Genomic DNA, 20,934 nt, shown 5'->3' with positions numbered 1-20,934 from the left:
ATCAGCCTTCGCAGGCCCGTGCCAGCAGGCAGACACCGTTTTCGGCGAAAGTGACCTCGGCCAGCGATGGGGCAAGGGCGCAGCCACCCGGCGCGATCAAATCCTCGCCGACCTTCACCGCTTCCTCGCGCGGGATCACCAGCAGCGCGCCGGGATAGCGCGCGGCGATTTCCGCCGTGGGCGCACCCGCCACCTGATCGAGCAGGAACAGCGGGCCATCGACCAGCACCTGCGTCTCGTTCGAGGCGATCCGCTTGTGCCAGCGCGCCAGATCGTAGACCTCGCCCTTCGAGACCGCCATGCCCTCGTCCAGATGCAGCTCGCGCGGGCGGCCATAGTCATAGAGACGATAGGTGATGTCGCTGTTCTGCTGCACTTCGATCAGGCTCACGCCCGCGCCGATGGCATGGACGGTGTTGGCCGGGATGTAGAAGAAGTCGCCCGGCTGCACTTCGTGCCAGGTCATCAGCCCTTCGATGCTGCCATCCAGCGAGGCGGCGCGCATGGCCTCCTGCGCGATCGGCGCATCGAAACCGATGCCGAGCGTGGCACCCGGCTCGGCAGCGACGATCAGCCAGCACTCTTCCTTGCCCTGCTTGCCGATGCCCTTGGCCAGCGTCTGCGCATCGCTGGGGTGGACCTGCACGGACAGCTTCTCGCTGGTAAAAATGTACTTCACCAGCAGGTCGGGCAGCGCGGCAGGCGGCTCGAACCACACCTCGCCGATGCGCTCACCTTCCGGAGCGACGAAAGGCGCGGGCAGGACATCCTTGCCCCAGGGCTTCTCGACTTCGCGGATCGCGAGTGCGGCAGTCATTGCAAGATCCTCTATTGATGCCCTTATTGGTTAAGGGCCCCGTTCAGCTTTCCGACCTTCTGCACGCCTTCGGCCGTGGTGACCAGCACCTCGTTGCCGTCCACCACGACAATGACGTTGTCGAGCCCGATCACCGAGACGCGCGGCCCGTCGCTGTCGACCAGCACATTGCGGCAATCGACCAGTTCCGCCTCGCCGCTGCCGCGCACCGAATTGCCGCTCTCGTCGCGTTCGAGCGCATCGTGCAGCGCCTGCCAGTTGCCGATGTCGGACCAGTCCATGTCGGCCGGGACCATCGCCGCACGGCTGGTGTTTTCCATCACCGCATAGTCCACCGAATCGCTCGGCACTTCGGCAAAGGTCGCCGCATCGGGGTGGAAGCGGTGCCCGTCCTCTACCCCCTTTTCCACGGCCTCGCGCACCTTAGCGGCGATCTGCGGACGGTGAGCAGCCAGTTCGGCCATGAAATCGCCAACCCGGAAGGCAAAGATGCCACCATTCCACGCATAGCCGCCGTCCGCGAGGAAGCTCTTTGCCCGTTCAAGGTCCGGCTTCTCGACGAACTGCGCGGTGCGGAATCCGGTCGTGCCTTCGATCGCCTCTCCCCGCTTGAGATAGCCGAAGCCGGTTTCGGGCGCGGTCGCCTCGATCCCGAAGGAAACCAGCCAGCCCTCGGACGCCAGGGCGGCAGCAGCAGCGGCCGCCTGGGCAAAGACGTCGGGGCGGCCGATGTGGTGGTCGCTCGGGCAGACTAGCATCACGGCGTCTTCGGGCAGGCGGCAGGCCGCCAGCGCAATGGCGGCCGCCGTGTTGCGCGCGGCCGGCTCGACGATCACCGTGGCGCCGGGGGCGCCGGAAAGCTGCGCTTCCACATGTTCGAGATGCTTCGCGCCCGTAACCACGACCGGCGCGACGAATCCGAGTTCGGCGGGGCATCGCGCAAGGCTTGCCTCGAACAGCGTGGTGTCGCCAACCAGCGGCAGGAACGGCTTGGGCATGGCCGCACGGCTGCGCGGCCAGAGCCGCGTGCCACTGCCGCCGCAGAGAATGACCGGGACTATCTGAAGCATGGAAGGCGAACGATCGCTGGAATGGGATTGCATGCGAAACGCCATAACCGCCCTTCAAGGCAATGCAACGGCGAGGTCATTCCTGTCCTGTGAGGAACCATCGCTGACGCCAGCCATAGTCGCCCTCGACGGGGTTGCCCGCCCCATCCCGCGCCGGGCGGAAACGGAACCGTTCGCCCGCGAGACGGCACGTGATGCGATCCGCCTCCGCATCGGGGCTCGACTTCGCAACCCGGCAGGACTTCACCCTGCCATCGATGCCGACCCGGACGATAACAATCACCTCGTGCCCGAGCCGCACGTCACGGCTGGCGCGCGGATAATCGCGGGCGGAATTGATGTCCCCGGCAATCTTGACCGGCTTGCTCGCACCGCCGCCTCCACCGGTTCCCGCTCCGCTCGCTCCTGCCCCCAGCCCCATGCCTTGGCCGGACGCTCCAGTGCCCATGCCCTTGTCGGCCGCTCCGGCGGCATTTTCCAATCCGGTGCCGGCGACCGGCGGTGCCTCGGTGGGTTTCACCGCGAACGGCGCCTTGGGCACGGCGACGTCGCGCGGGGCAGCCTTGCTCCCCTGCGCACCGGCGGCGCCTTCCTCGCGCTTCATGGCAGGCTTGCGCCGCAGTTCAGGTTTGGGCGCTTCAGGCTTGGGCGGGACTGGCTTCGGCGGATCGAGCGGAACGTCGAAGGCAGTCGTGATCGAACCGACGATGGTCGCGGCGATCTGCGGCGTGAAAGCCCGCACCAGCGCCGCGATCGCCAAGAGATGCAGCACGGCGACCAGCGCGACGACACCCCACCTGGACCGGCGAGGAAGGCCAGGTTCAGCTCTTCCGACCACCATGCCCTGGTCAATCCGTTACCTGTACCATTCGTTCCCGATGCCATGATCGGTGCGACACTGACAAGTGCATCGGTCAGAACCGGCAACCTGCTCTTTGCCTGCCGGGCTGATGTTCCGGCGCGACATGGCAAAGCGCTGCGCCGCGAACTCGATGAGGCCGACCCGACCACCCAGGCACCCCCCCGGGAATTGCCTATGACCGCACGGCACATCGTATTGTCTGGAAAGGAACAATGATCCCAGTCGAACAGACAATCGGCAAGTGACACCGCCGGACATGCGCCCCTGCCGCCACAGTCACCAAAAAGAAGATCAAGGGCTTTACTTCGCATAATTGCGCCGCATCGAGGCCGGATATATCCTGCAAGCCACGCGCAAGAATCATAAAACACAACAAGCATCACAGAAAGAGACGCAAGATTGCGCGGATAAGGGAGTGAGCCAGAAGATGCCGGTCATCGGCACGCGGCTCTATTTGGGAGATCGGTAACAGGGGAGCGCATGAACCGCAGCCCGGCCCGGTAAACGGGCACCATGCGGCCACCGTTCCTGGAATTTGTCGACAGTCGGACCGTCCTTGCCCGCGATCCCGGCATGAACCGGCCCGCGCACCTTCTCGGATCCGACGTGAGAACAATGTTTCCGGAGGAGAGGACAGACATGTTTACAAGGATTTTAAAGACTTCGCTCATGCTCGGCGTCGGGTGCGCAGCCGTTTACGCGGCGCCCGCAATGGCCCAGGATGCCACCCCGCTGGCCCCGGAAAAGCCGCAGAACGGCAGGCGCGAAAGCCCGGTGGTCAATCCCGGCGACATCATCGTCACCGCCCGGCGCACCGAGGAACGCCTTCAGGACGTGCCGATCTCCATCACCGTGTTCAATCAGGAACAGCTGACCAACCGCAACGTGGTGAGCGCGGCGGATCTTGCCACCAGCACGCCCTCGCTTTCGGCCAATACCAATTTCGGCTCGCAGAACTCGTCCTTCGCGATCCGCGGTTTCGTGCAGGATCTGGGAACGGCGCCTTCGGTCGGCGTCTACTTCGCCGATGTGGTGGCCCCGCGCGGCGCCTCCAACGGCCTGCCTTCGGGTGACGGCGCAGGCCCCGGCGCCTATTTCGACCTTCAGAACGTGCAGGTGCTGAAAGGCCCGCAAGGCACGCTGTTCGGCCGCAACACCACCGGCGGCGCCGTGCTGCTGGTGCCGCAGAAGCCCACCGACCTGTTCGAGGGTTATGTGCAGGGATCGATCGGCAACTACGACATGCGCCGCGTGCAGGCCGTGCTCAACGTACCGCTGGCCGATACCTTCAAGGTCCGCCTCGGCGTCGATCGCATGAAGCGCGACGGCTACCTCCACAACACCAGCGGCGTCGGTCCCAAGGACTTCAACGACGTCGACTATCTCTCGGCCCGCCTGAGCGTGGTTGCCGAACTGACGCCCGATCTTGAGAACTACACGATCGCCACGTACTCGCGCTCGGACACGCACGGCGATGCCCAGAAGATGATCGCCGCCGATCCGGTCTACAGCCTCGGCCGTTTCGCCGCTGAACAACTCGATCCTGACAGTGCCAATTACCAGGGATCGGGCTTCTACGACTTCGCGCAGGACTTGCCCAATGCGCGCTCGCTGCTCAATGTCTGGCAGATAATCAACACCACGACCTGGCGCGCCAGCGATACGCTGACGTTCAAGAATATCGTCAGCTACGGCGAGCTGAAGAACACCTTCAACAACCCGATCTTCGGCACCGCCTTCATGAGCCCGGCCATCGCCGCGATCGGCCTGCCCAGCTACCGCTTCGGCTTCGCCAGCAGCCAGTCGCTGCCCGGCCACCGCACGGCTGACGAATCCACTTTCACCGAGGAATTCCAGGTGCAGGGCCGTACCAGCGACGACACGCTGAACTGGCAGATCGGCGGCTATCTGGAATCGGTCCGCCCGCTCGACGTGGTCGGATCGAAATCGCCGGTGATCCTGTCCTGCGCCGGCCCCGAAGCGGTGGCGGCCAGCCAGTGCTACGACATCCTGGGCTATCTGGCGGCGGTCACGCCGGTCTTCTTCGGCGGCGCCTTTGACCCGACCGAACATGCCGGTGCCATCAACACCACAGCAGGGCGCACCTCGTTCCATGACGTCGGCCTCTATGCGCAGGCGACCTACAAGATATCCGACCAGTTCAAGGTCACGGGAGGCTTCCGCTACACCTGGGACCGCGAGAACAACACCAGCGTCCAGACGACCACGATCACCGGCTATCCGCTAAGCTATCCGACCTTCCAGCCGATCCCGGCCGGCCCGCTCTTCACGTTCTGCACTTATCCCGACGCTGCCGTGCAGAACCCAAACGCCGTCAACGGCTGCCGCCGCGACCTGAAGCAGAAGTCCTCCGCCCCCACCTGGCTGATCGATTTCGATTATACGCCGACGGACGATATCCTCGTCTACGCCAAATACGCGCGTGGCTACCGTGCCGGCGGCATCGCCCCGAACGTGACTTCGGCTTTCGCGATCTTCGATCCGGAAAAGGTCGATGCCTTCGAACTCGGCGCCAAGACAAGCTGGCACGGATCGATGCCGGGCAACTTCAACATTGCCAGCTTCTACAACAAGTTCAGCAACCAGCAGTTGCAACTGGGCTTCAACGCCAACCCTTGCCAGTCCACCGATGGCGACGGCAACTGCGTCGCCGCGACGGTCTCGCCCACGGCAGCCCCGGTCAACGCCGGCAAGTCGCGGATCTGGGGCATCGAGGTGGAAGGCTCGATCAGCCCGTTCGAGGGACTGATGCTCCAAGTGGGCTACACCTACCTCAACACCAGGCTGACTTCGGTGAAGACTTTCGCACTCGAACCCGGCTCGCCCTACGTGCTTTCAGGCACCTACCTGGTCGGCGATCCACTGGCGCTAACGCCGAAGAACAAGGTGACGGTCTCGGGCAACTATACGCTGCCGCTCTCCGACAGTATCGGTAAGATCACCTTCGGGGCCACGTTCACGCATACCGACAGGATGCTCGCGAACACCGGCAACCGTTTTTACTACGGCTGCAACGGTACGGCAGGAGCCAACCTGCCCAGTTGCCGGGCTGGAGCGATCACCGATCCTGACACGGCGGCCTATATCCGGAGCCTTTCCTACCTGCAGCCGACGGACCTGCTGAATCTCAACGTCAGTTGGGAGAATATCGCCGGATTGCCCATCGACGCCGCGTTCTTTGCCACCAACGTGACCAAGGAAAAGTACTATTCGTACATCTCCGGCCTCGCCACCGGCACCGGCTTCCAGACCGCTGCAGTAGGCGCGCCGCGCATGTATGGGCTCAGCCTGAAGTACCGCTTCGGAAGCTGATACGCCCAGTGTTCCGCAGGAAGGACCGTCCGCCTTGCGGGCGGTCCTTTTTACGTTCACGCGGCCGAGAAAGACCTCGATGCTCGGCGGATCGACACGGCGAGTGATCGCCCGGAAGCAACAACCATAGACGCCGTCTTCGCGGTGTTACGCCCAGGCCTCCACGCTGGAGCCGTCGCCGGCACACGGCCGGTCTTGCACTCCATCACGATGAAGAAATTGCCGGGCAGCGCCGGGGTTTCCTCAAGCCGCAACGGGCGGGCGACACCGCGGGTGATGACAGAGTCTGGTGTTCGAAATTCAGTTTCGGCTGTGCGTGTCGCTGATGGACAGGGACTGTCCCTCCGCCAGACGCTCCGCGACGATCCGCGCGATTTCGCGGCGGGCGACCTTGTTCGAATGCAGGAGCGGCACTTCGTCGCGGGTAAGCTCGACCCACGCGCGCGGCACTTTGTAAGCCGAGAGACTGGCCTTCATCCGCGTCTCGATGGCAGGCAGGTCAAGCATCGCGCCGTCGCGCGGAACAAGTGCCGCCACCAGCAGCGCCCCCCGCTCGCGATCCGGCAGGCCAACGACATAGGCGCTATGGACGCCATCCAACGCCTGCAGTTCCATCTCCACCTCGGCGGGCGAGACGTTCGATCCGGACACCTTGATCATGTCCCCGCCCCGGCCGACAAAATGGATGCGGCGCCCATCGGCGCCGCCCTTGGCGCACTCTTCGACAAGGCAGAGGTCGCCGGTGCGCAAATAGCCATCCGGCGTGAAATGCTCGGCCGGGTCGATCTTGTGGAGAGCCGGGGCAACGGCAGGGCCGCGCACCTGCATTTCCCCGACTTCGCCGCTGGCCACCGGGCGGCCGCGCTCATCCACGATGCGGATCTCGTACCCCGGAGCAAAGTGGTCCATCGGCGCGCAGACCGGACGGCCCGGCGCACGGAAAACGTCCCCCCAGGCGTAAGGCCCCAGGGTCTCGCTCATGCCGAGCCCCCACCAGGGCTGCGCGCCCCGAATCCTTTCGAGGTCTTCCTCCGCCAGTACCGATCCCATCGCGAAGCGGCTGTTGCTGAGTGTCCGCTCGCTGCAAACCGTGGTCGCGCCCCGCACCCAGCCAGGCAGCAGCGCCAGCATCAACCCGCCCACCCAGAACATCGGCAATGGCGCCGGGCGCTGCTCCCCCGCTTGCACGCCAAGCATCCCTGCAAGCCAGTGGCTGCGCGCCATCACCGCACCGTGAACATGACGCACGCCCTTGGGCAATGCCGTCGAACCGGATGTGTAGATCTCGATCATCTGGTCCGTCGGGTGCACCTCGGCCTCGACCTCGCGCAGGACTTCCTCGCCCGCATCGACTTCGGTGAGCCAGGCGATCGGCGCCACGGCAAGGGGCAAGTCTGCGCCGCTAGAGACGATCCAGCGCAAGTACGGCACACGCGGCACACGCAATGCGCCCCAAGATTGGCCATCCAGTTCCGGCAGCGCATCCACAAGCCGCGCCACGAGATCGTTGCCGAGAATAGCACGTTGGACAATCAGTCCCTGCACATCGCTCTGGCGTAGTACGCGCACCAGCTCGCTGGCACGCAGCATCGTGCTGATCGGCACCGCGACCGCGCCGATGCGAGCGATGGCGGCCATCACCACGGCAAAACCGGGACCATTGCCGAAGATGAACCCGACACGCGCGCCCTTCCCCGCGCCTCGTGCCAGCAAACCCCGGGCGAGTTCTGCAGACCAGCGATCCAGTTCCGCGAACGTGGCGCTTTCGCTACCCGTTTCCGTCTCCAGCGTGATCGCCAGCGCATCGCCATATACGGCAGCGGCGGAGCGGACCAGTTCAGGTAATGTCCGGGCCGAGCCCGGCGCGCCGTCACTGCCCAATGCCTTCACCCTCTCGCCCAAGCACGATCCTGACGCCCCGATGCTGCGGCGAGCGCAGCATCCTCGCAAGCATGCCCAGCGTGCCATCGCCCGGACGAACTTTGCGCATGAGCGCTGGGAAATTCGAAGCTGAGAATCTCAGCTTTCAGCAAACGTGTAGGGCTGCGCGGCGCGGCGATAGTCGTCAGCCAGCACGTCGCGCCCGATCGGCGGCACCGAACGGGCGGCACAGTCGGCGCGCTGGCACAGGCGGCAAGTAACGCCGATCGGCGTGACGCTTGCGTCACCGCCCGCCGAATAGACAAGCTTGCCCGCCTCTTCCGCCGCACAGGCCAGTGCCACGGCGCGCGTGACCTTCATCCGCGCATGCCGCCCCTCCCCCGAAACGACGGTGCGCGCGACCGAGAAGAAGCGCTGACCGTCCGGCAGTTCCAGCCACTGCGTATGCACCTCGCCCGGCCAGCGGAACACCTGATGCACCGACCACAAGGGGCACCCACCGCCATGCGCGGCGAAAGGAAAACCCGCACCGTCCAGCCGCTTCGAGACGTTGCCGGCCTCGTCCACGCGCAGGAAAAAGAACGGCACCCGCTCCTCCCCTGGACGGTGCAGGGTGGTGAGGCGGTGAGCGACCTGCTCGAAGCTGGTGCCGAACAGTCCGCAGAGAGCCTCGACATCGTAGCGCCGTGCTTCCGCTGCGCGGGCAAACCTTGCATAAGGCATGAGGATTGCCGCTGCCGCATAGCCGGCCAGTGCCCGGCGCACCAAGGTCGCCGTGATGGTTTGTGCGAAGGCCGCCCCGCGCACGACCGCCACGATATCGCTGCGCATCGCCGTATGCGCAATGTGTGTGGCGATCTGGAATGCCCTGCTCGAAGCGACAAGCGTATCGTCGATCAGGAGTTGCTGGTTATGCCGGTCGAACCGCCGCAGCGAATCGACCATGACGTCAGGCGGCAGGAAACGCACGCGCACACCCTTGGCGGCAAGCCACGCCGTGGCGCCGCCGGCCTGCTCGATCTCACCGGCCAGTTCTTCCGCCCGCACGTCGATGCCGTGGAAATAGTTGCGCGAAGCCCCGAGGAAGCGCTGTGCCTCGCGCACCGGCTCGTTTTCCTCTGCGACCGGGCCAGACGCGCGCTGTTCGGCCAGGGCCTGGCTTTCGCGGGTATAGGCCCCGTGAAGCCGCAGCAGCGCCTCGGAGATGCCCGGAAAGCTCATCGCCAGATCGGCCACTTCCAGCGAAGGCAAGTCGATGTCCGCGAACAAGGGATCACGCAGGATATCTGCAAGGCGCCGGGCATAGTCTTCACCATCGTCCCCGGCGATGTCGGCGATGTCCAGCCGATAGGTCCGCGCCAGCCGCAGCAGCATATCCGCCGTGACTGGCCGCTGGTTGCGTTCCAGCAAGGCGACGTAGCTGGGCGAAATCTCCAGATCGTCCGCCATCGCCTGCTGTGTGAGCCCCAGTTCGCGGCGCAGGCGCCGCAAGCGCGGGCCAAGATAAAGAGGTCGTGTTTCCGCCATCGCCCGCGCACTTTGTCATGACCGTACATCTTTACAAGGAATATCTGTAAAGTTTTACAACCGGACTTCGGGGCGCATTCCGGGGTGGAAAATTATCGCTTACCTGCAGGTCATAGCCCAGCAACATTCTTCCAACGGGGAATTGGCAAAGTGACCTATCAGAGCAAGATCATCGAAGCCGGAAAGACCATCGGAACCGAGCCGAACTGGAACGGGATCGAGGCCGAATCGGTCGCCCGCATGCGCCACCAGAACCGCTTCAGGACCGGCCTCGACATCGCCCGCTACACCGCGCGCATCATGCGCCAGGACATGGCCGCCTACGATCTCGACCCGGCCAACTACACGCAGTCGCTGGGCTGCTGGCACGGTTTCATCGGCCAGCAGAAGATGATTTCCATCAAGAAGCACTTCGGCACGACCAAAGGCCGCTACCTCTACCTCTCGGGCTGGATGGTCGCGGCGCTGCGCAGCGAGTTCGGGCCGCTTCCCGACCAGTCGATGCACGAGAAGACCTCGGTGCCCGCGCTGATCGAGGAGCTCTACACCTTCCTGCGCCAGGCCGATGCGCGCGAGCTGGGCATGATGTTCCGCGATCTCGACAAGGCGCGCGAGGCCGGTGACGAAGTCGAGGCCAAGCGCCTCGAACATGCCATCGATAACCACGAGACCCATGTCGTGCCGATCGTCGCGGACATCGATGCGGGCTTCGGCAACGCGGAGGCGACGTACCTCCTCGCCAAGAAGTTCATCGAGGCAGGTGCCTGCTGCATCCAGATCGAGAACCAGGTCTCGGACGAGAAGCAGTGCGGCCACCAGGACGGCAAGGTCACCGTTCCGCACGAGGACTTCATCGCGAAGATCCGCGCGGTCCGCTATGCCTTCATGGAACTGGGCGTCGACGAAGGCCTGATCGTGGCGCGCACCGACTCGCTGGGCGCCGGACTCACCAAGCAGATCGCCTATACCCGCGAGGCGGGCGACATCGGCGACCAGTACAACGCCTTCCTCGACTGCGACGAGGTCGATGCCGGCAACGTCGGTCATGGCGACGTCCTCATCAGCCGCGACGGCAAGCTGATGAAGCCCAAGCGCCTGCCCAGCAACCTCTTCCAGTTCCGTTCGGGAACCGGCGAGGACCGCTGCGTGCTCGATTGCATCCACGCCCTTCGCAACGGCGCGGACCTGCTCTGGATCGAGACCGAGAAGCCGCACATCGGCCAGATCGGCGGGATGGTCAGCCGCATCCGCGAGGTGATCCCGAACGCCAAGCTGGTCTACAACAACTCGCCCAGCTTCAACTGGACGCTCAACTTCCGTCAGCAGGTCTTCGACACGTGGGCAGGCGAAGGCCGCGACATGAGCCAGTACGACCGGGCAAGGCTGATGAGCATGGATTATGACGGTACCGAACTGGCGGCAGAGGCCGACGAGCGCATCCGCACCTTCCAGAAGGACGCGGCGCGCGAGGCAGGCATCTTCCACCACCTCATCACCCTGCCGACGTACCACACCGCCGCGCTCTCGACCGACAATCTGGCGCGGGAATACTTCGGCGAAGCGGGCATGCTCGGCTACGTCAAGGGCGTCCAGCGCCAGGAGATCCGCCAGGGTATCGCCTGCGTGAAGCACCAGAACATGGCCGGCTCCGACATCGGCGACGACCACAAGGAATACTTCGCCAAGGAAGCCGCACTCAAGGCGGGCGGCGCCCACAACACGATGAACCAGTTTGCTGCCTGAGGCAGCGAAGGAAGCCGATTTGCCGCCGGACAGGGCGGCGGGACGAACTTCGAAGAACGCCCAGGGACAGTCCCGAGGCGGCGGGGAAAAGCCCCAGTGAAGCAAGGAAAGGAAGGTACAATGACCACCATGACCACCGAACCGGCCCGCGCCCGCGCGGTGCTTTCGAACCAGGATTTCAAGCTGCTGCAGGAAGCCGTGCTTTTCTACATGCGCGCCCACGAGGATGACCCGATCTCCTCGCAATACTCGAACCTCTACCACAGGCTCGGCAGCGCCACACGGCGCTGATCACAAGAAGCCTGATCAAGAAGACTGCCGGCAAGCGGGAGTGACGCTCGATTGCCGAAACCCCGCTCGCCCCCGAGGCTGAACGGGGCCACTCAAGACCTTTCCTGGGGAGGAAAGTCCGCCCGCCGCACCCTGTGTGCGGCGGGCTTTTTCATGGCGCCCCGGAGAAGCCCTCATAGCCGGCTTAGCCGTCCTGCAAGTAGCCATCGCGCAGGACTTTGAGGATGGAACCCCTTCCTTTTGCCCGGATCGGCGACGTCTTTCTGTGCCTGCGCGATCAGCACCGTCCCGGCGCGCTGCTGCTGGCCGCGCTGGTCTGCACGATGGCTGCAGCGACCGGCGTCATACTCATGCGCCAGGCCCGCTGCGAGAGCGGCGCAACGCGGCACAACTGGGCGACATTGGCCGGCGTCGCTTTCGGCTTTGGCACCTGGGCGACCCATTTCGTGGCCCTGCTCGCCTATACCGGAACGCAAGCACTCGCGTTCCGGCTCGACCTGACCCTGCTGTCCCTGGTCATGGCACTCGCAACCGCGCCACTGGCCATGCGGCTGACTCTGGCCAGCCACCGGCAGTCGCACGGGCTTGCCGCAGCCTTGGTGCTGGGCGGCGGCATCGCGGCCATGCATTACATCGGCACCGCCGCGCTCGAAATCCCCGCCAGAATCGTCTGGCGCCCCGACATGGTGGCACTATCCATCCTCCTGCCCACATTGCTGTGGCTTCCCGGCCTGCGACTTGCCGTTCACGGGAAAGGAACCTGGGCTCCAGTTGGCGCCGCCCTCTGCCTCGTCGCTGGCGTGCTGCTGCTTCATTTCACGGCGGTGGCCGCCATCACCCTGATCCCGGCGCGTCCGCGCTCCTCTGGCATCGCCATCAGCCCCACCGTTCTGACCGCATGGATCAGCATGGTGTCCCTGGGCGTCTTCGCGCTCGGCATGACCGCCCAAATCGTCAATCGTATCGCCCGTAACGCCTTGGATGAAAGCGAACGTCGGTTCTCGCAGTTGGTGAAGACGATTTCCGACTACGCGATCTGCATGCTCGACCACGACGGTCGCATCTCGCAATGGAATCTCGGGGCCAAGCGACTGACCGGCTACAATGCGCAGGAAATGATCGGCCTGCCGATCGCACGTCTGTTCACCGAAGAGGATCGGACTGCAGGCCTGCCCAATTTCCTGCTTGCCCAGGCCCGCGAAAACGGCCTTCATTCAGGAACGGGGGAATGCCTGAGACAGGACGGCTCGCGCTTCTGGGCCCATGGCACGGTGGAAAAGCTGCTTGCCCCATCGGGCGAAGAACTGGGCTTCTCCTTCGTGATGCACAACATCACCCCGTTCCGCGAAGCGCAGGCACTAATCGCGGAAACCTCGCGTCATCTCGACACTGCGCTCGAAAACATGCTCCAGGGACTGTGCCTGTTCGACGCCGACCAGCGCGTCGTCCTGTGCAACCGTCGTTTCCGGGAAATCTGGTCACTCGAAGAAGACGATTGCCGCAACGTCACCGATTTAGCCGCGTTGATCGCCAGCGGCTTCATGAACCTGGGAGGCGAGCAAGCCGGTTCACAGGTCCTCCGGAACATGAAGGACATCCTCCACGAAACCCTGGCCGATACCGGAAGCGCCCCCATCATCGCGGACTTCGGAGAGAACCATGTGATCTCGGTGGCCAACCGCGCCTTGCCCGAAGGCGGCTGGGTCACGACCTGCGACGACATCACCGAACAGCGTAAATCGGAGGCCAAGATCGCGCACATGGCCTTGCACGATCCGCTGACCGGCCTGCCGAACCGCACGCGCTTTGCCATGCTGGTGGATGAACTTCTGGCGGCGGCGGCACCTCTGAAAAAGCAGCTCGCCGTCATTGGCGTGGATCTGGACCGCTTCAAGGAAATCAACGATTCACAGGGCCACGCGGCGGGCGATCTCGTGCTCCAGTCGATCGCCCAGCGGCTTGGCGAAATGCTGGGCGAAGGAGAAGCGGTGGCTCGCCTCGGTGGTGACGAATTCGCCGCCTGCAAGATGTTCGCCAACCGCAGCGAACTGAACGACTTCCTCGCGCGTCTGCGCAATGCCATCATCGCGCCGATAGGTGACAGCGAGCACCATTTTGTGGTGGACGGCAGCATCGGCATCGCGATCTGCCCGAACGACGGGACCGATCGCGAGACCCTTCTGAACAACGCGGATCTTGCCATGTACCGGGCCAAGGCAACGCTCGGCGAAAACCTCTGTTTCTTCCAGCACGGCATGGACGAAACCGCCCGCCAGCGTCGGCAACTGGCCGCGGACTTGCGCCATGCGGTGGACCGCGGCGAACTCTCGCTACTGTACCAACCGCAACGCTCGCTCCACACCGGCCAATTGAGCGCCTACGAAGCGCTGCTGCGTTGGCATCACCCCACCCGCGGCCTGGTGCCCCCGGATGATTTCATCCCGATCGCCGAGGAGAACGGCGAGATCATCCGCATCGGTGAATGGGTGCTGCGTGAAGCCTGCCGTGAAGCCCGCAAATGGCAGAGTACAATCAAGATCGCGGTCAATCTTTCCCCGGTGCAATTCCTCCAGCCCGGGCTGGTCGAGACGCTGCGCGAGATCCTGGTCGAAACGGGTCTTTCCCCCAGCAGGCTGGAACTGGAGATCACCGAAACCGCGATCATCTCCGACAAGCTGCGCGCCCTGCACTGCCTGCGCCAGATCAAGAGCATGGGCGTGAGCGTCGCCATTGACGACTTCGGCACCGGCTATTCCTCGCTCGACACCCTGCACTCCTTCCCCTTCGACAAGATCAAGATCGACAAATCCTTCATGTCGCGCGCCGAACACAGCAATCAGGCCCGCGCCATCATCCGCGCCGTACTGGCGCTCGGCCGCAGCCTGCAGATCCCGGTTCTGGCCGAAGGGGTCGAGACCGAAAAGCAACTGGCCGTGCTGCGCGATGAAGGCTGCGACGAGGCCCAGGGCTACCTGTTCGGACGACCAGCCGCACCGCCGCGCGAACGCGAAGACGCCTCGGAACCAGCACGAACGGCAAGCGCAACCGGCAACTGAGTGCTCGCGGCACGAGGGCCTCGGCCTGTCGCATGTAACATTGACAAGAAAATTAACGCCTTGCCTAGTATGCCCCGGCTGCCAGCTTTGGGGGCACCATCTTGATTCTTGGGGACGATTTCGAACGGGAAGCAAGGAAACCGGCGGATGATCCGTCGGTAGCGCTCACGCACGAATCACTCGCAGCGGCTCTGTCCGCCGCCTCTCGCGCCGAACGACTGCTGCGCGACGCAATCGAAGCCATGCCCCAGGGTATCGTCATCCTCGATGAGGAAGACCGCTACATTCTCTGGAATCGCCGCTATGCGGAAATCTACTGCCGCTCGGCCGATCTGCTGCAACCCGGCGCAAAGCTGGGCGACACCCTGCGGATCGGCGTGTCGCGCGGCGACTATCCCGAAGCGATCGGGCAGGAAGAGGAATGGCTGGCCCGCCGCATCGAGATGTTGCGCCAGTCCGACTGCCGCCACGAACAGCGCCTTTCCAATGGCCGTTGCATCCTGATCGAAGAGCGCAAGACCGAAAGCGGCGGCACGATCGGCATCCGCGTCGACATCACCGACATCCGCCGGCGCGAGGAAGCCTTCCGCCTGCTGTTCGAGCAGAACCCGCTGGCCATGCTGGTCTACGACGCCGCGACCGGGCTTATCCGTTCCGCCAACGAGGCGGCCTGCCGCCTGTTCCGCTACAGCGCCGACGAAATGGCTGGCCTGGACGCCGAATGCCTTTTCTCCCGCGCTGACCGCGACAGCGCCATGGCCCTCTTGGCCAGCGATTGCCCCGAAGGGGATTCATGCTGGCCACTGCGACGCCGGGACGGCACGAACGTCGAAGCCATGGTATCCACGCGCCTTTCGCACATGGAAGACGAACCGGTCACCATCGTCTCGATCGTCGACGTCACCGAACGCCGGCGCATCGAACAGCGCATGGCGCACATGGCGCACATGGCGCGTCACGATGAACTGACCGGACTCGCGAACCGTCCGCACTGCCGCGAATACCTGAGCGCCGTGCTCGAGGAAGCGTCATCGGCCAACACGGTCACCCTTGCGCTGGTAGACCTCGATCACTTCAAGGCGGTGAACGACACCTACGGCCATCACTTCGGCGACATGCTGCTGACCGACGCGGCCCGCCGCATGCGCGAACTGATCCCGCCAGGCGCCCTGCTCTGCCGCATCGGCGGTGATGAATTCGCGATCATCTTCCGCCGCGCCAGCCAGACCCAGGCCGAACTCGTCGCCAAGTCCATTATCACCGCCCTCAGCGAACCGTTCTTCATCCACGGCAACATGCTGCACATCGGCGCGACCATCGGCTTCTCGGTAGCGCCTTACGACAGTTCCGATCCGCAAACCCTGATGCGCTACGCTGACCTTGCGCTCTATGCGGCCAAGGCCGAACGACGCGGCACCTGCCGCAGTTTCGAACTGCGCATGGACGAGGCAGCCCAGGCCAAGAGCCGGCTCGAGAAGGACTTGCGCAAAGCCGTGCAGGACGGCGACCTGGAAGTCCACTACCAGCCGCTCGTGAATCTCGAGACCGGGCAGATCGAATGCTGCGAGGCCCTGCTGCGCTGGCACCACGCCGAACGCGGGCATGTATCGCCCGAAGTTTTCATCCCGCTTGCGGAAGAACTGGGGCTGATCGATCAGGTCGGCCGCTTCGTACTCAATTCCGCCTGCCGCGAGGCGATGTCCTGGCCCCAACATGTGCGGCTTTCGGTCAATGTCTCGCCCCTGCAGTTCCGCAACGGCAATTTGCTCAGCACAGTGATCAATGCGCTCTCCTCCTCCGGCCTTGTCGCCGAGCGGCTCGAACTGGAAATCACCGAGGCCGTGCTGATGGAGCGCGGCCCCCGCCCGGCTGCGATCATCCGCAACTTGCGGGCCTTCGGCATCGGCATCTCGCTCGACGATTTCGGTACCGGCTATTCGTCGCTCAGTTATCTGCTCAACTACCCCTTCACCAAGATCAAGATCGACAAGTCGTTCATCCTGAACCTCCAGCGCGAGGCCAATTCGCGCGCGGTGATCCGCGCGGTCATCGGGCTTGGCCGCAGTCTGGGCGTAACCGTGGTGGCCGAAGGTATCGAGCGCGAGATGGAGCGCGAATACTTGCGCAGCGAAGGCTGCACCCAAGGCCAGGGCTTCCTGTTCGGCAAGCCGGGCCCGGCAGCGATGGTTGATTTCCAGAGCCTGCTTCCCCGCGCCTGCAACGCCGCTTGACCCGACAAGCCTCCGGCCGCACTGCTTGACGGCTGCCGTCAATAACGGGCATATTTTCCGTCACTTAGCCAAACGGCACGCCCTCCCCCTCTTGGAGCCGCCCGATGAAAAGCATCGCCACGCTAACCATGAACCCGACGATCGACGTCTCCTACGACGTCGGTAAAGTCCGCCACACGCACAAGATGCGCACCGACAACGAACACTACGCACCTGGGGGCGGCGGCATCAATGTCGCGCGGGTCTTCGTACGGCTCGGCGGCAACGCGCGGTGCTATTACCTGTCCGGTGGTGCCACCGGCCCCGCGCTCGACGGCCTGATCGACCTGCATCAACTGGTCCGCACACGCATCCCGATCGAGGGCCCGACGCGTATCGCCGCCGACATTCTCGAACACGACACCGGCAAGGAATTCCGCTTCACTCCCGCCGGCCCCCACGTCAGCGAGGCCGAGTGGGGCCGCTGCCTGGACCTGCTCGCCGAAGCGGATTGCGACGTCATGGTCATGAGCGGTTCCCTCCCCCCCGGCGTACCGACAGACTTCTACGCCCGCGTCACCCGCCTGCTCGCGCCGCGGGGCATCGAGATGGTGCTCGACACCTCGGGCGAGGCGCTGGCAACAGGCATCGCGCAAGGTGACTTGTTGCTGGTCAAACCCAGCATCGGTGAACTGGCGCAATATACAGGTCGCACGCTCGACAACCTGGAGGAAATCGGAAGCGCGGCGATGGATATCGTGGCCACCGGCAAGGCCCGGCTCGTTGCCGTCACCATGGGCCATGAAGGCGCACTGCTCGCCAAAGCCGGGGGCACCACCTATCTTCCCGCGCTCAAGATCGACGCAGCTAGTGCCGTCGGCGCCGGTGACAGCTTTGTTGCCGCGATGGTCCACGCCCTGTGTCAGGGCGACGATGACCTCACTGCCTTTCGGATCGGCCTTGCTGCCGGCTCGGCGGCGGTCCTGCGTGCAGGCACGGACCTGGCCCGTCCCGCGGACATCGAGCGCCTGCTGCGGATGGTCGAGCCGGCCTGAAGCCGTCTTACACCGCAATCGCCCGCAAACAGAACGACCAGATCGCTTGTGCCAGTGCCTCGCGCTCGGCTCGATCGGGCGCCCGGCCTTCCTCTTCGAGCAAGAGCGTGTGCACCGTCGTCGAAACGAGGTTGTAGATAAGCCGCGCCTGCAACTGCGGATCGGCCTTCCGGAAGACCCCTGCAACCATCCCCTCACCGATATGCCCCGCCATTAAGTCTAGCAAGGGCTGAAGCGCGGCCTTCAATTCAGCGGGACGCTGCTGGGCCAACCGCAAATGCTCACGGCTGAGCGCTGCACTGCGCAAGTGAGCTCCGCCAACCGGCATGCCTTGCGCCGCAACTGACGACCGGTCCTGCGACTTCTCCTGAAACTGCGCTTGGCCAACGACAATGCCACGGACGATTCCCTCAAGAGCCTGCGCCGACCCCACTTCCGGCTTCGTCATCGCTTCGAATGCCCGCGCGGCCGAACGCAACGTGGAATCGAATACCGCGAGGACAAGATCGTCCTTGCTTTGGAACCGCTCATAGAAGGCTCTGCGCGCAAGCCCCGTGCGTGCCAGCACCGCGCGGATCGTCAGGCCTTCCAGTCCTGCTTCGTCAAGCAATTCGCGTGCCGCCGCGATGAGCTTCTGGGAGCGATCTTCATCACCTTCATCAGATGCTGCGGACAAGGCGAGATGGGATTTCGTCGTAGCCATCGATCACTCGCGTATCGCGTCTCCCATCACTGGTCCAGCCCGTCCTGCGATGCCTTGGCTCGTCCCGTCTCGTCTCGATTGACTCAATCACCTCCCTCACGCTAAAAATGCTGAGAACAGCGTTCTCATAAAGGCGCGAAGACAGGAAATCAGGAGAGTTCGATGCCCAAGGTCACTTATGTCGACCACACCGGCCACGCGACGACCGTAGAGGTCGATGCCGGCGAAAACGTCATGCGCGGCGCACTTTACAACGGGGTCGAAGGGATCACCGGCGAATGCGGCGGCGGCCTGTCTTGCGCCACCTGCCACTGCTATGTCGACGCGGACTGGACCGCAGCGGTTGGCGGCCCATCCTCGCAGGCCGAGGAGGAACTGCTCGAATCCGCAGCCAGCGAAGTAAAACCCTCCAGCCGCCTGTCCTGCCAGATGATCGTCACCGAGGCGCTCGACGGGCTTGTCGTCCACCTTCCCGAACACCAGTTCTAAGCGGGAGAGAACCGATGCCTATCGACGCCGCCAATCCCGTTCCGCCCAGCTTTCCGCGCCATGTCGGCATGGATCAGGTGCCCGATCATGTCCCAGCCGACCTGGTTCGCCAGGTAGGCCTTACCTTCGGGCCGGAATTTCTCGCCGCTCCGCACGATTTCATGGCCGCGCTGCATGATAAGCAGCCGCCAATCTATTACGACGTCAGCCCGATGGGCAACATGTGGCATTTCACCCGCCACGAGGATGCCCTGTTCGGCCTGCGCCATCCGGAGATCTTCTCGAACGAGGGGGCCACGCCGTTCCCGCGTGATCCGAACGACTATTTCTACTTCATCCCGATCGAGATCGATCCGCCGCACCACCGCAAGTATCGCAACATCGTCGACCCGGTGTTCAGTCCCCAGGGTGTGCTCAAGCTGGAGAAGCAAATCCGCCAGCGCGCCAACGACCTGATCGACGAGATCGAGGCCAAGGTCGCCGCCGGAGGGACATGCGAGTTCACCGAAGATTTCGGCCGCCCGCTGCCGGTTTCGGTATTCCTAGACATCATGGGCCTGCCTCAGGACATGCGCGACACGTTCGTGTCCTGGGCGATGGATCTGCTCCACTCGAACGACCGCGCGATCATGGGCCGGGCAATGCAGAGCATCACTGCCTATCTCAAGGAAGCCATCGCCGAGAAGAAGGCGCACCCCGATCAAGGCGTGGTAAGCCTGATTGCCCATGCGGAACCGGGCGGCGTGCCGCTATCCGAAAAGGAGATCTTCGGCTTCGTCTGCTTCCTGTTCATCGGCGGGCTAGACACCGTGTTCGCAACGCTCAACAACGTCTGGGCATGGCTCGCGCAGAACCCGGAAAAGCGCCAGGAAATCATCGATCGGCCGCAGGACATCGACAAGGTGGTAGAAGAACTGTTGCGGCGATGGTCCGTCACGTTCTCGGGCCGCGTACTCGATCAGGACTATGAAATGCGCGGCGTGCAGCTCAAGAAGGGCGACCGCGTGACCTTCATCCTGCCCGCTTGCAACTTCGACCCCGATGTCTTCCCCGATCCTCTGACGGTAGACTTCGATCGCCCGCGCAAGACAACCCTCGCCTTCACGGTTGGCGTGCACAGTTGCATGGGCGGACACCTGGCCCGCCTGGAAGTGAAGATCGCGCTTCAGGAATGGCTGAGGCGCATTCCCGACTTCGCCCTCAAGCCCGGCACCCGGATAGAGTACCGACCAGGCGGCGTAATCGGGCCGGAAGAAGTTCCGTTGGTCTGGTAATTCGACACGGCGCTCGGGGATTGGGTCGCATCGGGTCCAGTCCCTGCCCCGTAAAGTGCTCGGAGGGATAGAAATCGATCCATCTCCGACCAACGGAAACTGACTAGGCCTGTGGAAAAAGGTCGTTGGTCGGCTGACAGGAGATTCGGCCGGCCCCGTGAAATTGGTTTTCACGAGTATCCAACAGTCCCTTGACGCGACCTCTCATGGTCACTTTCCACGGGAGTGAAGATAATTACGCGATTATCGAGGCCCGAGCCACGCAACGATGCTTAAGGGACACACCACAGACAAACATCACAAGAAGTTGCGCCTCCAGAACAAATTCGCGCTTTTCGAATGGCAAAAGATGTTGCAAGGTGGTCAGCGAAGGGCCTTCTGGGCCTTGCCGGTGTTGGGAGAGAGCGCGCCGGGGGGATGTAAATCCTTTCCGGCGCGCCGAATCTTCGCAAGTGCAACATCTGCTCCGATAGACGCAATGTAAAGTTCGATTTGCGCCTCCAGTCCGTTAAGTTCGTGGTTTACCCGAATTTTCCGACTGGAGGCGCAAGTGTTTTTTGCGTCTAAGACCTAAGTAACCTTACGCAGCCGCAGCATAAAACGTATAATTCTTGTGCATTAGC

General features: G+C 63.8%; 16 protein-coding genes. 9 read left to right on the top strand and 7 right to left on the bottom strand.

The genetic code is table 11. The features are described 5' to 3' along the window. Position 1 precedes the first annotated feature (1 nt). The 3 genes from OKA11_RS04545 to OKA11_RS04535 form a co-directional block, all read right to left on the bottom strand. Positions 2–817 (bottom strand): class I mannose-6-phosphate isomerase, encoded by an 816-nt coding sequence (locus OKA11_RS04545; RefSeq protein ID WP_267219047.1) that lies wholly within the window; start codon positions 815–817, stop codon positions 2–4. A 23-nt stretch (positions 818–840) separates the two neighbouring features. Beyond that, complete coding sequence (locus OKA11_RS04540; protein ID WP_267219046.1) at positions 841–1,887, bottom strand: mannose-1-phosphate guanylyltransferase; 1,047 nt, start codon at positions 1,885–1,887, stop codon at positions 841–843. 76 nt (positions 1,888–1,963) lie between these two features. After that, positions 1,964–2,659, bottom strand: a complete 696-nt coding sequence (locus OKA11_RS04535; RefSeq protein WP_267219045.1) for a TonB family protein — start codon at positions 2,657–2,659, stop codon at positions 1,964–1,966. On the opposite strand from OKA11_RS04535, the gene OKA11_RS04530 reads away from it, so the two are divergent. Next, positions 2,651–2,965: a hypothetical protein gene (locus tag OKA11_RS04530; protein ID WP_267219044.1), complete on the top strand. Its 315-nt coding sequence runs from the start codon at positions 2,651–2,653 to the stop codon at positions 2,963–2,965. The genes OKA11_RS04535 and OKA11_RS04530 overlap by 9 nt on opposite strands. A 495-nt stretch (positions 2,966–3,460) precedes the next feature. After that, on the top strand, positions 3,461–6,082 hold the full coding sequence (locus tag OKA11_RS04525) for a TonB-dependent receptor (RefSeq protein WP_267219043.1): 2,622 nt from the start codon (positions 3,461–3,463) through the stop codon (positions 6,080–6,082). 300 nt (positions 6,083–6,382) lie between these two features. On the opposite strand, the gene OKA11_RS04520 is transcribed toward OKA11_RS04525, so the two are convergent. Together OKA11_RS04520 and OKA11_RS04515 are read right to left on the bottom strand one after the other, a co-directional pair. Beyond that, on the bottom strand, positions 6,383–7,984 hold the full coding sequence (locus tag OKA11_RS04520) for a class I adenylate-forming enzyme family protein (RefSeq protein ID WP_267219042.1): 1,602 nt from the start codon (positions 7,982–7,984) through the stop codon (positions 6,383–6,385). A 117-nt stretch (positions 7,985–8,101) separates the two neighbouring features. Continuing rightward, a complete protein-coding gene (locus OKA11_RS04515; protein ID WP_267219041.1) occupies positions 8,102–9,490 on the bottom strand; it encodes a helix-turn-helix domain-containing protein in 1,389 nt (462 codons plus the stop codon). A gap of 150 nt (positions 9,491–9,640) precedes the next feature. On the opposite strand from OKA11_RS04515, the gene OKA11_RS04510 reads away from it, so the two are divergent. Continuing rightward, positions 9,641–11,233, top strand: a complete 1,593-nt coding sequence (locus tag OKA11_RS04510; protein WP_267219040.1) for an isocitrate lyase — start codon at positions 9,641–9,643, stop codon at positions 11,231–11,233. 120 nt (positions 11,234–11,353) lie between these two features. Then, the gene (locus OKA11_RS04505; RefSeq protein WP_185928596.1) at positions 11,354–11,524 is read left to right on the top strand and encodes a hypothetical protein; all 171 of its coding nucleotides are present in this window, start codon (positions 11,354–11,356) and stop codon (positions 11,522–11,524) included. Positions 11,525–11,801: 277 nt separating this feature from the next. On the opposite strand, the gene OKA11_RS04500 is transcribed toward OKA11_RS04505, so the two are convergent. Continuing rightward, positions 11,802–11,954 (bottom strand): hypothetical protein, encoded by a 153-nt coding sequence (locus OKA11_RS04500; RefSeq protein ID WP_267219039.1) that lies wholly within the window; start codon positions 11,952–11,954, stop codon positions 11,802–11,804. Positions 11,955–11,970: 16 nt separating this feature from the next. On the opposite strand from OKA11_RS04500, the gene OKA11_RS04495 reads away from it, so the two are divergent. From OKA11_RS04495 to OKA11_RS04485, 3 genes are all read left to right on the top strand, one after another. Continuing rightward, complete coding sequence (locus OKA11_RS04495; RefSeq protein WP_267219038.1) at positions 11,971–14,580, top strand: bifunctional diguanylate cyclase/phosphodiesterase; 2,610 nt, start codon at positions 11,971–11,973, stop codon at positions 14,578–14,580. A 242-nt stretch (positions 14,581–14,822) separates the two neighbouring features. Beyond that, complete coding sequence (locus OKA11_RS04490; RefSeq protein WP_379489332.1) at positions 14,823–16,811, top strand: putative bifunctional diguanylate cyclase/phosphodiesterase; 1,989 nt, start codon at positions 14,823–14,825, stop codon at positions 16,809–16,811. Positions 16,812–16,915: 104 nt separating this feature from the next. Beyond that, positions 16,916–17,845 (top strand): 1-phosphofructokinase family hexose kinase, encoded by a 930-nt coding sequence (locus OKA11_RS04485; protein WP_267219037.1) that lies wholly within the window; start codon positions 16,916–16,918, stop codon positions 17,843–17,845. 7 nt (positions 17,846–17,852) lie between these two features. Here the strand turns inward: OKA11_RS04485 and OKA11_RS04480 are convergent, their stop codons facing one another. Further along, complete coding sequence (locus OKA11_RS04480) at positions 17,853–18,548, bottom strand: TetR/AcrR family transcriptional regulator (RefSeq protein WP_267219035.1); 696 nt, start codon at positions 18,546–18,548, stop codon at positions 17,853–17,855. A 162-nt stretch (positions 18,549–18,710) separates the two neighbouring features. Here OKA11_RS04480 and OKA11_RS04475 point away from each other — a divergent pair, with 162 nt between their 5' ends. Together OKA11_RS04475 and OKA11_RS04470 are read left to right on the top strand one after the other, a co-directional pair. Beyond that, complete coding sequence (locus tag OKA11_RS04475) at positions 18,711–19,037, top strand: 2Fe-2S iron-sulfur cluster-binding protein (protein WP_267219034.1); 327 nt, start codon at positions 18,711–18,713, stop codon at positions 19,035–19,037. A 14-nt stretch (positions 19,038–19,051) separates the two neighbouring features. Then, the gene (locus OKA11_RS04470; protein ID WP_267219032.1) at positions 19,052–20,311 is read left to right on the top strand and encodes a cytochrome P450; all 1,260 of its coding nucleotides are present in this window, start codon (positions 19,052–19,054) and stop codon (positions 20,309–20,311) included. Positions 20,312–20,934 lie beyond the last annotated feature (623 nt).

The organism is Novosphingobium clariflavum (assembly GCF_026420865.1).
Lineage (GTDB): Bacteria > Pseudomonadota > Alphaproteobacteria > Sphingomonadales > Sphingomonadaceae > Novosphingobium > Novosphingobium clariflavum.
The sequence above is the reverse complement of the archived record's forward strand: the minus strand, read 5'-3'. Positions and strand labels throughout refer to the sequence as shown.